Genomic DNA, 14,833 nt, shown 5'->3' with positions numbered 1-14,833 from the left:
GATGCGGTCCGGGTCACAGTGACCCGGACCGCATTCCAACCTCGCCCGGTGCATCATGACACGGGAATGGTGGCGGTCACAGGTCGCACTGGTCGCGTTCGTGGCACTCATCGTGACCTGTGTCGCCTATCTCGGTGTCACGGTCGCCAACTCGAAACCGCCGAACTACACGCGGATCGAGGACGGTTTGTACCAGGGCGGGTTCGTCGCGTCACCGCCCTGGCGCACCCACGCGGTCCTCAACCTGAGCGAAACCGCCGACCCGTACTCGAGCGCGGTACACGTCTGGGAACCCATTCCCGATGCCGCGCCCGCCCCCGACCTCGAATGGCTCCGGCGCCAGGTCGAATGGGTCGAAGCCCAGCGACAGGCCGGGCGCCAGGTCTTCGTTCACAGTCACAACGGAATGAGCCGCAGCGGAATGGTGATTATCGCGTACCTGATGCGCAAAAATCACTGGTCGCGAGAACAGGCACTGGACTTCGTTCAGACCAAGCGCCCGATCACGAGGCCCAACCCGGCATTCATGGAACGCCTCTCCGAGTGGGAACAGGTCGTATTGGGGAAGTGACCGCGAAAAGTAACGCCCCCGGGCGGCCGAAGCCGCCCGGGGGCGTTTCCTGTACCCGGGTCTCAGTCGCGGTAGCGGACGTCCACAGTGCCGTTGTTGCGGAAATCGATGTCCACGGTGCCGTTTCGGAACTCGAAGCGGATGGACCGCCGGTCCACCTCGAAGTCGCGCAGTTTGCCGTTGGGCAGCGCGAAGCACACCCGCACCGGCTGTCGCGTCACCGGGTGGATGATCCACACGTCGTGCTTACCCGGTGTCGGCGTGAAGAATCGCGAGAACTCGCCCAGCGTCACCGCCTGCGGACCGACCGGTGTCAGGTACCCCGGGTTCACTACGACCGGAACCGGGACCACGACCACCTGCGGACGGTACGCCGGAAAGGGCGTGACCTGCGGTTGCAGCGTCACCCGCGGTGCGAGCGTGACGGGCGGCGTGAAAACCGGGGGTTGGGCCGGGCTCGTCAGTGTGAGCGATAGGAGTAGCGGCGTCATGGCGGGTTGCTCCGTTCGTGCCTGTTGTGCCGTTGGAGCGCCACCCGCGCCCAGAACTTGCGCGCCACTTTCGCCCACTCTTCTCGGTTCGGGTGAAATAATCTCGGCCCGCGTTCAGTAACCATCCCCGAACACAGTGCTTTTTGCTTGTGTCGGCACGGGTTCTCGGGCAATCTGAGGGCCACCCCGATTCGTTTTTTGAGAGCGCCGATGCCGTCCGCGGACGTGCTGGATTTCGAGAAGTTACTCGCCCCAATCCCCGGCGAGAAACCCACCGGGGGCGACCTCCGGGTGAACGCCGGGCCGACGTCGCTCTACTACCAGGTCAAGGACGGGCGCTCGGCGGCCCGGGCCACCGAGCGCCGAATTGAGGGCGGCCAGGACGAAACGCCGCCCGACTGGAAGCCGGTCGTCAGCGCTGCGGCGAAGGCACTGGGCGAGGCCACGAAAGACTTTGAACTGACCGCGTACCTGATCGAAGGGCTGTGCCGCACACAAGGCGTCGCGGGCCTGCGCGACGGGTTCAAGCTCGCCCGCGGGCTGGCGGAGAACTTCTGGGACGGGTTGCTCCCCGCGCCCGACGAAGACGGGCTCGCCACGACACTCGGACCGCTCGCGGGGTTGAACGGCGACGACGCCGAGGGGACGCTGATCGCGCCGATCAACCGGATCGCGATCACCGAATCGGCCTCGCACGGGAAGCTCAGCACCGCGGTGTACCTGCAAGCGGTCGCGGTGGCGAAGATCGTCGACCCGGACGCGCGCGAGCGCCGGATCGCGGCGGGTTCGCCCAGCATGGAGATGGTGCAGAAGGCGGTCGACGAGACCCCGGCCCCGTTCTACCGCACGCTGCACGACGACCTGACCGCCGCGCTCGACGAGTTCGCGAAACTCAACGCGGTCCTCGACGAGAAGGGCGGCCGGTTCGCCCCGCCGACGTCCGCGATCCGCAACGCACTCGAAGGGGTGCTGGCCGCGATCAACGACGTGGCCCGCGGGAAACTCGCCGTCACCGCGACGGTCGCGGCCCCGGTCGATTCCGCGGCCGGAGCGGGCGCGCCCGGTCAACCCAACACGGGAGACAGTGGGGCGGGCGGCGAGCGGCTCCCGACGATCCGCACGCGCGACGACGCACTCAACGCGATCCTCCAGTTGAGCGACTACTTCCGGCGCACCGAACCGCACTCGATGGTCCCCTACGCGCTCGAACAAGCCGTGCGGTGGGCACGAATGCCGCTGCCGGAACTGATGAAGGAATTGATCGACGACGACTCCGCCCGCCGCGCGCTGTTCAAGCAAGTGGGCATCCGCAGCGCCGAGAATTGACACGGCCGTTCGCCCTCCGGCCGGTGCGCAACAGTAGCGAGAGCGCCACCACGGGTGAACCTCTCACCGGCCGATTGATACCGGCCACGTGCCCGAACATCCCCTCACCACAGGTGCCGCATGGGTAGCGAGAGCTTGCAGAAGAAACTGGACCGGGTTCGCAAGCCGCGGGTCCACATCACATACGACGTGGAGACCGAAGGCGCGATGGTGGTCAAGGAACTACCGTTCGTGGTCGGGGTCCTGGGCGACTTCTCGGGCCAGCCGACCGAGCCGCTCAAGCCGCTGAAGGACCGCAAGTTCATCCAGATCGACCGCGATAACTTCAACGACGTGATGGGGCGCATGACGCCCGGATTGAACCTGAAGGTGAAGAACACCCTCAAGGACGACGGGTCCGATCTCGGCGTGCAACTCAAGTTCGGTAACATGGACGACTTCTCCCCGGAGAAGGTCGCCCAGCAGGTCGATCCCGTCAAGAAGCTCCTCGAAACGCGCGACAAGCTCCGCGACCTGCTCACGAAGGTCGACCGCTCCGAGGACCTCGAAGGGCTCCTCGAAAAGGTGCTCTCGAACACCGAGGAGCTCAAGAAGCTGGCCGATCAGGTCGGCGCCAAGCCAGCCGACGGGCAGTAAGAGAAGGGCCTGGCGCGGGAGCCCGGGACGAAGGGTGAGGGGCGGAGCGGGGCACGAGCTCCGGCGCCCGGCACCCCCAGCGCCCCATTTTCGCACCCCTTCACCCGTTCACCTTTATTACCCCTTCTCTTAAATCGGGACACCACCAATGGCCAACGAACAACAAGCGGCCGGAGCCGCGGGCGCGACCACAACCGTTGAGGCGGGTAGCCTGCTCGACCAGGTGCTGACCGCGACCAAGCAGACCGAGCGGTCGCGGGCGGAAGACCTCGTCCGCACGCTCGCCGAAGAAGCCCTCAAGGGCACGGTCACCTACTCGAAGAACGTGACCGTGACCATCAACCAGGCGATCAAGGCCATCGACGCGGCCGTGTCGAAGCAACTGAACGCCGTGATGCACCACCCGGACTTCCTCAAGCTCGAGGGCTCGTGGCGCGGGCTGCACCACCTCGTCATGAACACCGAGACCAGCACCAATCTCAAACTGAAGGTGCTCAACGTTTCCAAGAAGGAACTGTTCAAGGACGTGGACAAGGCGGTGGAGTTCGACCAGTCGCAGATCTTCAAGAAGCTCTACGAGAACGAGTTCGGAACGCCCGGCGGCGAACCCTACGGTTCGCTCATCGGCGACTACGAGTTCACCAACCACCCCGAGGACATCGAACTGCTGTCGAAGATGTCGAACGTGGCGGCGGCGGCGTTCTGCCCGTTCGTCAGCGCGGCCGACCCGAAACTGTTCGGGTTCGACAAGGGCTGGACGGATCTCTCCACCCCGCGCGACCTCGCCAAGGTCTTCGATTCGACCGAGTACGCGAAGTGGAAATCGTTCCGCGACTCGGACGACTCGCGGTTCGTGTCGCTCACGATGCCGCGGGTGCTGGCGCGCCTGCCCTACGGCGCGACCACCAAGCCCGTTGAGGCGTTCGGGTACGAAGAGGGTGAGTTCGACGGCCACGGGGCCGCGAAAGCGCTGGAGCACACGAACTACTGCTGGATGAACTCGGCCTACGTGATGGGCACGAAACTCACCGATGCGTTCGCCAAGTACGGCTGGTGCGTGGCGATCCGCGGGGCCGAGGGCGGCGGGAAAGTGGAGGGGCTCCCCGCCCACGTCTTCAAGAGCGACGACGGCGACCCGGACCTGAAGTGCCCGACGGAGATCGGCATCACCGACCGCCGCGAGAAGGAGCTCAGCGACCTCGGGTTCCTCCCGCTGTGCCACTACAAGAACACCGACTACGCCGTGTTCTTCGGCGCGCAGACCGCGCAGAAACCGAAGAAGTACGACAAGCCCGAAGCGACCGCGAACGCCGCGATCTCGGCGCGCCTGCCGTACATCATGGCGAGCTCGCGCATCGCCCACTACCTGAAGGTCATGGCCCGCGACAAGATCGGCTCCTTCATGGAAACGAAGGACTGCGAGGCGTGGTTGAACCGGTGGATCAGTCAGTACGTCAACTCGAACCCGGACGCGGGCCAGGAGATGAAGGCCAAGTACCCGCTGGCGGAAGCGAAGGTGTCGGTGGCCGAGATCCCGGGCAAGCCGGGGTCGTTCAACGCGGTCGCGTACCTGCGCCCGTGGCTCCAGTTCGAGGAACTCACCACCTCCCTCCGCATGGTCGCCCGCATCCCGAAGATCGGGTAAGAAGGTGCCCCCGCCCTGTACGGGCGGGGGCCGGACTATTGCTGACGCCCCCGCCTGTACAGGGCGGGGTTCACTTTGTTCGCTAGCACCTCATGAACCGAGCCGCGTTCACTTACGAGACACAGCTCGCCGACGCCCCCGCGGCGCCGGGCGCTGCACGCTCGTTGCTCGACGCGGTGCTCGCGGTCACCGGGGACGCGCCCGAACCGAACGAGTCCCGGTCCGCGCCGCAAGCGGTGGGCCGGCTCGACCGCTTCCTCGCGACCACCGACACCGGAGAGTCGTTGCGCGAGTGGTTCGGCACGATCCCGGAGGCGTGGGCCGGCGATCTGAAGGGCAAGATCACTCGGGCACTCAACCGCGACGTGGCCCGCGTCGACGAGCTCCTCAACGCACAGTTGAACGCGATCCTTCACCACCCCGCGTTCCAGAAATTCGAGTCCTCGTGGCGCGGGCTGAAGTACCTCGTCGATCAGGTGCCCGACGGCGCGAACGTGAAGATCCGCGTGCTCCCCGCGACGTGGAGAGACCTGGCACGGGACCAGGACCGGGCGCTGGAGTTCGACCAGAGCCAACTGTTCCGCAAGGTGTACAGCGAGGAGTTCGGCACGCCCGGCGGCGAGCCGTTCGGGTTGCTCGTCGGCGACTACGAACTGACGCACCGCGCGTACCCGGACCACCCCACGGACGACGTCGCGGCGCTGCGCGGCATTAGCGGGGTGGCGGCGGCGGCGTTCGCGCCGTTTGTGAGCGGCATCGACCCACGGTTCTTTGAACTCGATTCGTTCACCGAACTAGAAATCCCGCTCGATTTAGAAAGAACTTTCGCGCAACTGGACTACTTGAAGTGGCGCGCGTTCCGCGGCACGCCCGACGCGCGCTTCACCGGACTGCTCTTGCCCCGGGTGCTCTACCGCCGGCCCTACGGTGACGACCCCGGCAGCGGACCGGGCTTCGCGTTCCGGGAAGACACCGCCGACCCCGTGCGCAAAGGGTACTTGTGGGGCAACCCGTGCTTCGCGTTCGCGGCGGTCGCGGCGCGGGCGTTCGCACAATCGTCGTGGCTGGCAGACGTGCGCGGCGCGCGGCCGGACGCCACGAACGGCGGGCGCGTGACGGGCCTACCCAGCGTGGGTTACGGCACCGGTCACGGGGAAACGGCCCGCAGTGTGACGGACGCGCACCTGACCGACGCCCGCGAGAAAGAACTGAGCGACCTCGGGTTCGTACCGCTGTGCCACATGCCCGGCACGCCCGAGGCCGCGTTCTATTCGACCCCGAGTGCGCAGAAGCCCGAAGCCCTGGATACGGAGGGCGCGAGCGCCAACGCCCGGCTCTCCGCGATGCTGCACTACATGCTGTGCATATCGCGGTTCGCCCACTACCTGAAGGCGATTATGCGCGACCGCGTGGGCGCGTTCACGTCGCCGGCCGATGTGGAACGGTTGCTCACGGACTGGCTCGCGAACTACGTCGCGAGCAACGACGACGCGAGCCCCGAGACGAAGGCGCGGTACCCGCTGCGCGAGGGTAACGTGCGCGTGTGGGAGGTGCCGGGCAAACCGGGCAGCTACCAGTGTACGATCTACCTCCGCCCGCATTTCCAGTTGGACCAGTTGACCGCCGGGATTCGGCTGACGACGCAATTAAGCACGCGAGCGGACGCATGACGTTTGGCGAACCCGCCCGCGCGTTCGCCAAGAAGGACCACCAATGACACCGACCGAAGCCTACAAAGCCGGCAAACTCGGCGACGCGATCTCCGCGGCCCTCGAACACGTGCGCAACGCGCCCACGGACCGCGGTAAGCGGCTGTTCCTCGCGGAGCTGTGCTGCTTCAGCGGCGACCTCGAGCGCGCCGACAAACAGCTCGACGTGCTGTTCACGCCGGACGCCGCGGACATCATTCAGCTCACGCTGTTCCGCCAGCTCATCCGCGGCGAAACGGCCCGGCGCGAGGTCTTTAACCACGGCCGCGTGCCGGAGTTCCTCGCGCAGCCTTCCGACGCACTCAAGATGCGGTTGGAAGCGCTCATTCACGTCCGCGAGGGCAAAGTGGGCGAAGCCGCCGAGGTGCTCGCGAAGGCGGAAGAGGTTCGGCCCGCGGTGACCGGCGTGTGCGATGGCGCCGCGTTCGACGACTGGCGCGACCTCGACGACCTCACCGCACCCGTACTCGAAGTCATTACCGCGAACGGCAACTATTACTGGGTGCCGCTCGAAGCGGTCGAGTCCCTGGAGTTCCACAAGCCGGAGCGCGCACGCGACCTCTACTGGCGCCCCGCGCGCCTCATCGTGAGGGAGGGACCGGACGGCGTGGTCTACGTCCCCGCGCTCTACTTCGGCTCGCACACCGCGCCCGACGACGAGGTGAAGCTCGGGCGCCGCACCGACTGGCTCGGCGGCGAAACCGAGCCGTACCGCGGGCGCGGGCTGCGCGAGTTCCTCGTCGGGGACGCCTCCAAGACGGTCCTGGAAATCGAGAAGATCGAAGGGGCGAAGTAACCGTGCCGCCGATCCGGTCCGATCAACCGCTGTTGCCCTCGGTCCTCGACCGGTTGCTCGACGACGAGCCCGGTACCAGTGCGGAGCCGGCGCGGAACCGCTCCCAACTCTTACGCGAACTCAAGCTCTCAGTCCGCCGCGACATCGAGAGCTTGCTCAACGCGCGGCGCCGGAACGTGGCACTCCCGCCGGGGTTGCCCGAACTCGCGAACTCCCTCCTCACTTACGGCGTACCCGACTTCAGCGGCGCGGGGCCGGCCACCGACGACCAGCGCGACGCCTTCTGCCGCATGTTGGAAACGATCATCGGCCAGGGCGAACCGCGCCTGCTCCGCGTGAGCGTGGCCCTCGCGGGCGACGTCGATACGGCCGACCGGACGCTGCGGTTCCGCATCGACGCCCTGCTCCGCGCGGACCCGGCCCCCGAACCGGTGGTGTTCGACTCCACGCTCGAACCCGCCACGCACCAGTTCGCCGTACAGGGTGGGTAAGAGAAGAGTGGCCGCGGATAAACGCAGATGAAAACACGATCAGAAAAAATGGGCAGAGTACGGGTAAGACGACAGGACGCGGACGAACACGAATTCTGATTGTGTGTTTAATTCCCTTTTCTGATCCGGTTTTCATCTGCGTTTATCCGCGGCCGCTCTTCTGGATTTTGAACGATGACCGAAGACCTACTGCCCTATTACAACCGCGAGTTGTCGTACATCCGCCGGCACGCGGCGCGGTTCGCGGAGGCGCACCCGAAGGTCGCGGCCCGGCTGCGTCTCGGTCCCGACGGCAGCGAGGACCCGCACGTCGAGCGCCTGCTGCAGGGGTTCGCGTACCTCACGTCGCGCGTGCGCCACAAGCTGGACGACGAGTTCCCGGAGATCACGCAGGCCCTCATCGGCACGCTGTACCCGCACTACCTCGCGCCGATCCCGAGTTGTGCGGTGGTGCAACTCGACCTCGACCCGGGCCAAAACGAGCTCACGAGCGGACTCACCGTTGCGCGCGCCCAGGCACTCGAAAGCGAACCCATTCAGGGCGAGCCGTGCCGGTTCCGTACCGCGTACCCGGTCACGCTGTTCCCGATTGATGTGCGGGTCGCGTCGCTCGCGAGCGCGCCCTTCACCGCGCCCCCCACGCCGCGCGCGAACTCCGCGCTCGCCGTGCTCCGTATCGGTCTGGGCACGCGCTCGGCGAACGTGCGGTTCGCCAACTTCGCGGGGATGACGAAGCTCCGGTTCTTCCTCCGCGGGCAACCCCAACACACCCAGCGCCTCTACGAACTCCTGCTCAACCACGCGGTCGAGGTCGCGTTCGCGAAGCGCCCCGACGATAAGGGCGCGATCGCGGTCGGCCCGGAGGCGGTCCAACCGGTCGGGTTCGCGCGCGACGAAGGGCTGTTCCCGTACCCGGCGCGGTCGTTCATCGGCTACCGACTGCTCACCGAATACTTCACGTTCCCGCAAAAGTTCCTGTTCTTCGACGTGACCGTTCCGCAAGCTGCGCTCGCGCGTGCGGACGGCGTCCTCGAGATGTTCGTCTACCTGAACCGGCAGGCGGCGGACCTCGAACCGAACATCACGGCCGACACGTTCCGCCTCGGGTGTTCGCCGATGGTGAACCTGTACGAACAACCGGCCGAACCGATCCGGCTCACGCAGCAGCAGTTCGAGTACCGCGTGGTGCCGGACCACCGGCGGCCGCTCGCGCACGAGGTCTATTCCGTCAACACGGTGACCGCGACCGCGGCCGACGGGCGCGAGACGGAATACGCCCCGTTCTTCGCGGTGAAGCACAGTAGTTCGGGTGCGCGGCGCGAAGGTGCGCCCGGCACGGGGGGGCCGGCGCACCCGTACTGGCACTCGGCCCGTCGGCCCGCGGCCGACGCCGCCGAACCGCGCCCCGATTCGACGGCCGTCGACCACGGCACCGAGATGTACCTGTCGTTCGTGGACATCGGCTTCAACCCGGCCGCGCCGATCGACCGGACGGTGTTCGTGCAGTGTACCTGTACGAACCGCGACCTCCCGGCCCGGCTCCCGTTCGGCGGCGGGCAACCGAAACTCCAACTCACTGAGGGCAGCGGACTCGTTACGCGGATCACCTGTCTCACCCCTCCGACCCCCACAGTAAGAACGCACCTGCGCGAAGAAGGATTGTGGCGGCTGGTGTCGCACCTCACGCTCAACCACTTGTCGCTGACCGATGGCCCCGACGGAGCGGACGCGCTGCGCGAGATCCTCGCGCTGTACGATTTCACCGAATCCGCAGCCACGCGCGCGCAGATCGAGGGCGTGCGAGCCGTGAGCGGGAAGCGCGTGTTGGGGCGCGCGAACGGTGCGGTGTGTCGCGGGGTAGAGGTGGGCGTCGAGTTCGACGAGGACCGCTACACCGGCAACGGGATGTACCTGTTCGCGAGCGTACTGGACCGCTTCTTCACCCTGTACGCGAGCGTGAACACGTTCACCCGCACCGTCGCGACCGTCGCACGGAGGGAAGGTGTTTATAAGCGCTTCCCGTCTCGGGCCGGCGACCAGATCGTGCTGTGAGATCCGGCAAAAGTGTCGTGCGCGCTATTTTTCGTTGAGCGGATCGTGTGCCGAGATGAATTCCACTCCCCACTCCCGTTCGCCGCTCGCCGCACTGTTCGCCGCGCCGGGGAAGTTCGACTTCTTCCAGGCGGTGCGATTGCTCGAACGGCTCGCTTCGGCCGAGAACCGCGCCGCAGTCGGTGGTGATACCGCACCCGAGCAAGAGGCGGTGTTGTTCCGCGTGCTACCCGCGTTGCGGTTCCCGGTGGGGTCGGTGTCGAAGGTCGCACCCGAACGCGACGGCCCGCCGGAATTGGTCGCCACGTTCGGCGGGCTGACCGGGCCGGACGGGATCTTACCGCAACACTACACCGCCCTCCTCATCAGCCGGTCGCGGCTCAAGGACCACACGCTCCGCGACTGGCTCGACATGTTCCACCACCGGCTCCTGTCGCTCTTCACGCGCGCGTGGGAGAAGAACCGGTGGGCCGCGGTCGTGGACCGGCAGCGCGCGGAAGGGAATGCGCGCGAGGACGCCGCCACACGCGCAGGGTTCGCGGTTGCAGGGTTCGGCACCGGCGGGCTGCGCGAGCGGCTGAAGCTCCCCGGCGACGTCCCCGTCTTCTACGCGGGGTTGCTCTCGCGCCAGCCGCGCACCGCGACGGGGTTAGAACAGATCCTCGGCGATTTCTTCGGCTGGCCGGTCCGCGTGGAGCAGTTCGCGGGTCAGTGGCTCTACCTCGACGCCGAAAACAAAGCGGAACTCCCGCGCGAGGGGCGCGCGGGACTGAACTGCACACTCGGGCGCGACGTGGTGATCGGGCGCCGCGTGTGGGACGTGCAGGGGAGCGTCCGCGTCGTGGTCGGCCCGCTCGACGGGCACGCGTTCCGCAGCCTGCTCCCCGGCGGGGACGCCCGGGCGCCGGTGTGCGAGATGGTCCGCCTGTACCTGGGCCTGGAGTTCGACGCGGAGGTTCAGGTGGTTATCGAACCGGACGCGGTGCCGGTCACCGCACTGGAGTACGACGAGCGCGCCGGCCCTCGACTCGGTTGGAACACGTGGGTCCGCACGCACAACTTCGGCGCGCCCGTGAGCGACGTGAAGTTCGCGGTGAAGTGAGCATTAGCCGTTCGTCGAGCACGCTACGATCGCGTGCTCGACGTACCTGTCTCCCGGGCGCCGCACGCGCAACCGTTCGAGCGCGGGTAACACGCACGGATCAGCGAGGATTTCGGCTGCTTCGACCGTCGTGAGATACGGGTCCGGGCCGTTCAGTTCGGCAATGATGGCTTCGGCCGCGCGCGTATCTCCGCGGTGAACCAAGCCCTTGAGTGCTTCGCCGCGAGTTTCGTTGTCCGAGTCCGCAGTACGCGCCCACAGCGCCGCACGAAGTTCTGGACTGTCCCACTCGGTCTGGCTTCCAAGGGCGAAAGTGGCCCAGTCGCGGACCCGCGCACTTGCGTCGTCGGTAAGAACGATCAGCGTGGCGATAGCCCGTTCGTCATCCAAGCCGGCGAGCGCGTAGGCGACGCCGTAGCGGATGTGGTCGTCCGGATAGCTCGCAAATCGCACAGCGCTCGGCAAACATTCGGGCTGGTGCAAGTGCCCGAATGCGATCAGCGCGTCACAAATAACGTCCTCGTCTTCCTCAACTTCGAGTAAGTTCGCAAGAAGTTGAACCGACTCCGCCGCGAACGATTTGTCTTGCTTGTAACCCAATTGAGCGTGAATGTTCACACCGAGCGCGCGTTCCATTGGGCAGGCGCTCGCAAGCAAACGAGTTGCGGCGTCGAACACCTCGCGCGTTCCGCGCTTGCGAAGCGTGCGGATGACTTCCCAATGTGGATCGTCGTCCTCGTTTGTTGGTGAATGAGATAACGCGAACGAAATCAGTTCGTCCGTCGACCACATCGGATCAAAGTCGGCATTCATGCGCTGCCTCCCCGAGTGAACACCGCCATCTGGCTCGGCGCGCCGACTTCTGCGTCCACGTCGCCGAGCGGGTCGATGCGGGCCGTGTAGCCGTGGGCAGCGCCCACGCCCGCGCACCACGACGCGAACTCGGCGCGGGTCCACTCGAAGCGGTGGTCCGCGTGCCGGAACTTGCCGGCCGGCAGGTTCTCGAACCGCACGTTGTATTCGCTGTTCGGGGTTGTGAGCACGACCACTCCCGGCCGCGCGGCACCGAACAGTGCGCGCTCGAAGGCGCCCAACCGCGGCGGATCAAGGTGCTCGATCACTTCCACTATGGCCGCGGCGTCGAAGCCTTCGAGCCGGGCGTCGCGGTACGTGAGGGCGCCGTGCAGGAGTTTCACGCGGTCGCCCAGATTGTCGGGCAGGCGCTGGCGGTCGAGGCGCTGGCGCGCGATTTCCAGGCTCCGCACGGACACGTCGACGCCGACCACTTCCTTGAATTGCGGATCGGTCGCGAGCAATCGGAGGAGTTTCCCCTCACCGCACCCGAGGTCCAGCACGCGATTAGCACCGCTCGCGCGCAGGGCGGCATGAACGGTTGCGAGGCGCCGCTCGTGCAGGCTCACGCGCGCTTCCAACCGTTCTTCCGCCAAGTCTTGTGCGGCCGCGGCTTCGTCCGGGTCGGTCGCTTCGTCGCGCCCGAGTGAGTTCAGTGCAGATTTCACCAATTTGCCCTGTCTGCGCAAGTACCGGGCCGCGATCTGTTCCTTTTCCGGGTGTGCGGCGAGCCAGTTCCCGCCGTGACGGAGGAGCTTGTCTACTTCGTCGGTGCTGACCCAGTAGTGTTTCTCGTCGTCGAGCACGGGGACGAGGACGTAGAGGTGCGAGAGCAGGTCCGCGAGCCGAACCGTGGCCGAGAGTTCGACCGTGAAGTACGGCGATTCGCCCCACTCCGGGAAGTGCGTGTCGAGCGGGTGCCGCGTGGCCGAAACTTCGTACCCGAGCGGCTCGAAAAGCCTACGCAGGAAGCCCTCTCCTCCGCGCCGACAAGGAAGTGCCGTGAGTCGAGCAGCCAGGGGTAGCGGAGTCTCGGCGAGTTCCGGCTTCGCCTTGCAGCTCCCGTTGAGTGCGCTGCCGAACACTTGCGAAAGGGCGACGCTCAGAAACGAGGACGCCGCATAAGGCCGGTCATTGACGTACTGCGCGAGTAGCTCGTTGCCGGTGTTCCGCCGCTGGCGCGCGAGGCCGACCGGGTCCACGTCGAGTACAAGGGCGGCGGTGCAGCGCTCGTCGGTCGCGTCAGGGTAGAAGACGTGGGCCTGACCGAACGTGAGATCGAACGACTGCAGCTTGTCGGGGTGTTTGTGCAGGAGCCAACCCAGGTCGGTCGCGGGGCTACGGGTCGTCGTTACAGTCAGGAGCATGTGTCGTCCGTTCGGGGCGCCTGTGTCGGTTGTTTCGATGAAGGGGAACGCACATTCTTGTGATGGACCAACTGTTACGAGAGTCAGTTGGCCCGCGACGTCCCCTGCGACATATTGAGGTGTGGCCACCGCGCCGGGTTCACGGAGCCGCCAATGTTTCAGGCCGTTGCGCTGTCGCTGATGCTGTCGCCAGGGTTCGGTGGCGACCCGATCGGGCCGAAGCGCTACCCGCCCGTGTACATTCCAGCCGAAGCGCCGAGCGGGTACCTCTACCAGCCCGTGTACGACGTGCGTACTGCGGTGCGCTTACCCGCAACGCAGTACGCCCCACAAGCCGGCGACGTCCTGCTCCTGAGCGACACCACGCCGTTCTGGACGACCCTTTACCGCCTCGTGTTCAGCGGGCGCCCGGGGCACTCGGCCCTCGTGGTGACGATGCCGGACGGGAAGCTCGGGGTACTCGAAGCGGGCTTCAACGATACGATCTGGACGCGGCTCACGCCGCTCGACTACCGGCTCGCCCAGTTCCCCGGTTACATCTGGGTGCGCCAGCGCCACGTTCCGCTCACGCCGGACCAGGACGCCCGGCTCACCGCGTTCGCGGTCGCGTCGGAGAACAAGCGGTACGCGGTGGGACTGTTCGCGGCCCAAATCACCCCGTTCAGCCCGCGCGGACCGATCCGCACGCCGCTCGCCCCCGGTCCACGTGGGCCGGGGCATCCGGTGTTCTGCACGCAAGCCGTTCTCGAAGCGCTGGTGTACGCGGGCGTCATCGACCGCCGAACGATCCGCCCCGCGGCCACGTACCCGCAGGATCTCTTTTACGACTGGTCGCGGAACCCCTACATCAACCGGCACCCGCCGCTACTTGATGGGTGGGCGCCGCCCGCACAGTGGACGCCGGTCGTGGGTTGGTCGGTTGAGGGGAAGAACGTGCCGAAGCCGCCGTCAGTTTGGCCCGGCGGGGAGGCTCACGTGGTCCACCCAATCGCCAGCGGTACGAATAAGCCGCCGACACCCGTCGTCGTCGGGAGTGTCCCCGGCGAACTTCGCCCGGTCGCACTCGTCGAGAACCGCCCGCAGCGCCTCGGATTGTTCGATCGGCCACCCCTGTTGGGCCGTCGCCGCTGAAAGCTCGGTGGTTGTGAGTTTGGTCGCGGGGACGGCGAACCGGCGCTCCACGAACTCGCGCAAGATCGCCGCGACCTGTTCTGGAACCACATCGCCACACATGTCACCGCGCACGAGCCGCGCGAGAGCCTCCCGCGCCCGCTCGGCCGGTGGGATCGACTTTCGCCCCCGCTGGCGCATCCAAACCGCGAGCACGCCCACCGCGCACACGAGTGTACCCGCACCCACGATCCACGGAACCAGGGACCGATCCTGAAGCAGTGGCACGTTTACGGACGGAACGTCCTCCACGGCCGTCACCGAGTGCGGTTCTGGTAAAGGAGCGGACTCACTGCTCGTGCGCTCGACCGTAACCTCCACTGCGGGCCACGTCACCTGTTGCTGGTTCACGGTCACGGGGTTGAAGGTGGCACGCAGTGGCTTACCCGGCGCGTAGGGATCGAGCCGGTACACCTGTTGCCACCGCTCGCGGCCGTTCGGGAGCGGCTTGATCTCCGCTTCGCCATCGGGCCGGATGCGCCAGCTCCCGTCCGCGTCGGCCGTGAGTAACTGCTTCGGGAGTTCCACGGCCCCGCGCAGGGGCGCGGGGCCTTCGAGCGCGAGCGTCACACGAACCGACTGCGACAACTTCACTTGGCGCGGGTTCACCTCCGCGGAGGCGACG

13 protein-coding genes are annotated in these 14,833 nt (G+C 66.7%); 10 read left to right on the top strand and 3 right to left on the bottom strand.

The genetic code is table 11. The features are described from left to right. The first annotated feature begins 55 nt into the window (after positions 1–55). A complete protein-coding gene (locus J8F10_RS30655) occupies positions 56–571 on the top strand; it encodes a dual specificity protein phosphatase family protein (RefSeq protein ID WP_210660350.1) in 516 nt (171 codons plus the stop codon). A gap of 62 nt (positions 572–633) precedes the next feature. Here J8F10_RS30655 and J8F10_RS30650 read toward each other — a convergent pair whose 3' ends face one another. After that, positions 634–1,062: a hypothetical protein gene (locus J8F10_RS30650; RefSeq protein WP_210660349.1), complete on the bottom strand. Its 429-nt coding sequence runs from the start codon at positions 1,060–1,062 to the stop codon at positions 634–636. Between the two features lie 210 nt (positions 1,063–1,272). Here J8F10_RS30650 and tssA point away from each other — a divergent pair, with 210 nt between their 5' ends. The 8 genes from tssA to tssG all read left to right on the top strand — a co-directional run bounded on the left by tssA (position 1,273) and on the right by tssG (position 10,819). Further along, positions 1,273–2,388 carry a type VI secretion system protein TssA gene (tssA, locus tag J8F10_RS30645; RefSeq protein WP_210660348.1) on the top strand — a complete coding sequence of 372 codons (1,116 nt, stop codon included), beginning with the start codon at positions 1,273–1,275 and terminating at the stop codon, positions 2,386–2,388. A gap of 120 nt (positions 2,389–2,508) precedes the next feature. Beyond that, a complete protein-coding gene (gene tssB, locus J8F10_RS30640) occupies positions 2,509–3,024 on the top strand; it encodes a type VI secretion system contractile sheath small subunit (protein WP_210660347.1) in 516 nt (171 codons plus the stop codon). 148 nt (positions 3,025–3,172) lie between these two features. Beyond that, positions 3,173–4,669 (top strand): type VI secretion system contractile sheath large subunit, encoded by a 1,497-nt coding sequence (tssC, locus tag J8F10_RS30635; protein WP_210660346.1) that lies wholly within the window; start codon positions 3,173–3,175, stop codon positions 4,667–4,669. Between the two features lie 92 nt (positions 4,670–4,761). Continuing rightward, positions 4,762–6,339 (top strand): type VI secretion system contractile sheath large subunit, encoded by a 1,578-nt coding sequence (gene tssC, locus J8F10_RS30630; RefSeq protein ID WP_210660345.1) that lies wholly within the window; start codon positions 4,762–4,764, stop codon positions 6,337–6,339. A 43-nt stretch (positions 6,340–6,382) separates the two neighbouring features. Then, complete coding sequence (locus J8F10_RS30625; protein WP_210660343.1) at positions 6,383–7,174, top strand: type VI secretion system accessory protein TagJ; 792 nt, start codon at positions 6,383–6,385, stop codon at positions 7,172–7,174. A gap of 2 nt (positions 7,175–7,176) precedes the next feature. Further along, positions 7,177–7,665 (top strand): type VI secretion system baseplate subunit TssE, encoded by a 489-nt coding sequence (gene tssE / locus J8F10_RS30620; protein ID WP_210660342.1) that lies wholly within the window; start codon positions 7,177–7,179, stop codon positions 7,663–7,665. Positions 7,666–7,839: 174 nt separating this feature from the next. Further along, positions 7,840–9,717, top strand: a complete 1,878-nt coding sequence (tssF, locus tag J8F10_RS30615) for a type VI secretion system baseplate subunit TssF (protein ID WP_210660341.1) — start codon at positions 7,840–7,842, stop codon at positions 9,715–9,717. Positions 9,718–9,772: 55 nt separating this feature from the next. Further along, positions 9,773–10,819 (top strand): type VI secretion system baseplate subunit TssG, encoded by a 1,047-nt coding sequence (gene tssG, locus J8F10_RS30610; RefSeq protein ID WP_210660340.1) that lies wholly within the window; start codon positions 9,773–9,775, stop codon positions 10,817–10,819. A gap of 3 nt (positions 10,820–10,822) precedes the next feature. Here the strand turns inward: tssG and J8F10_RS30605 are convergent, their stop codons facing one another. After that, on the bottom strand, positions 10,823–11,632 hold the full coding sequence (locus tag J8F10_RS30605; protein WP_210660339.1) for a HEAT repeat domain-containing protein: 810 nt from the start codon (positions 11,630–11,632) through the stop codon (positions 10,823–10,825). Beyond that, entirely contained in the window at positions 11,629–13,038 is a 1,410-nt protein-coding gene (locus J8F10_RS30600) for a 3' terminal RNA ribose 2'-O-methyltransferase Hen1 (RefSeq protein WP_210660338.1), read from the bottom strand. The genes J8F10_RS30605 and J8F10_RS30600 overlap by 4 nt, the downstream gene beginning before the upstream one ends. Positions 13,039–13,191: 153 nt before the next feature. On the opposite strand from J8F10_RS30600, the gene J8F10_RS30595 reads away from it, so the two are divergent. Next, positions 13,192–14,169 carry a hypothetical protein gene (locus J8F10_RS30595; RefSeq protein WP_210660337.1) on the top strand — a complete coding sequence of 326 codons (978 nt, stop codon included), beginning with the start codon at positions 13,192–13,194 and terminating at the stop codon, positions 14,167–14,169. Positions 14,170–14,833 lie beyond the last annotated feature (664 nt).

The sequence above is a fragment of the Gemmata palustris genome, assembly GCF_017939745.1.
Taxonomy (GTDB): domain Bacteria; phylum Planctomycetota; class Planctomycetia; order Gemmatales; family Gemmataceae; genus Gemmata; species Gemmata palustris.
The sequence above is the reverse complement of the archived record's forward strand: the minus strand, read 5'-3'. Positions and strand labels throughout refer to the sequence as shown.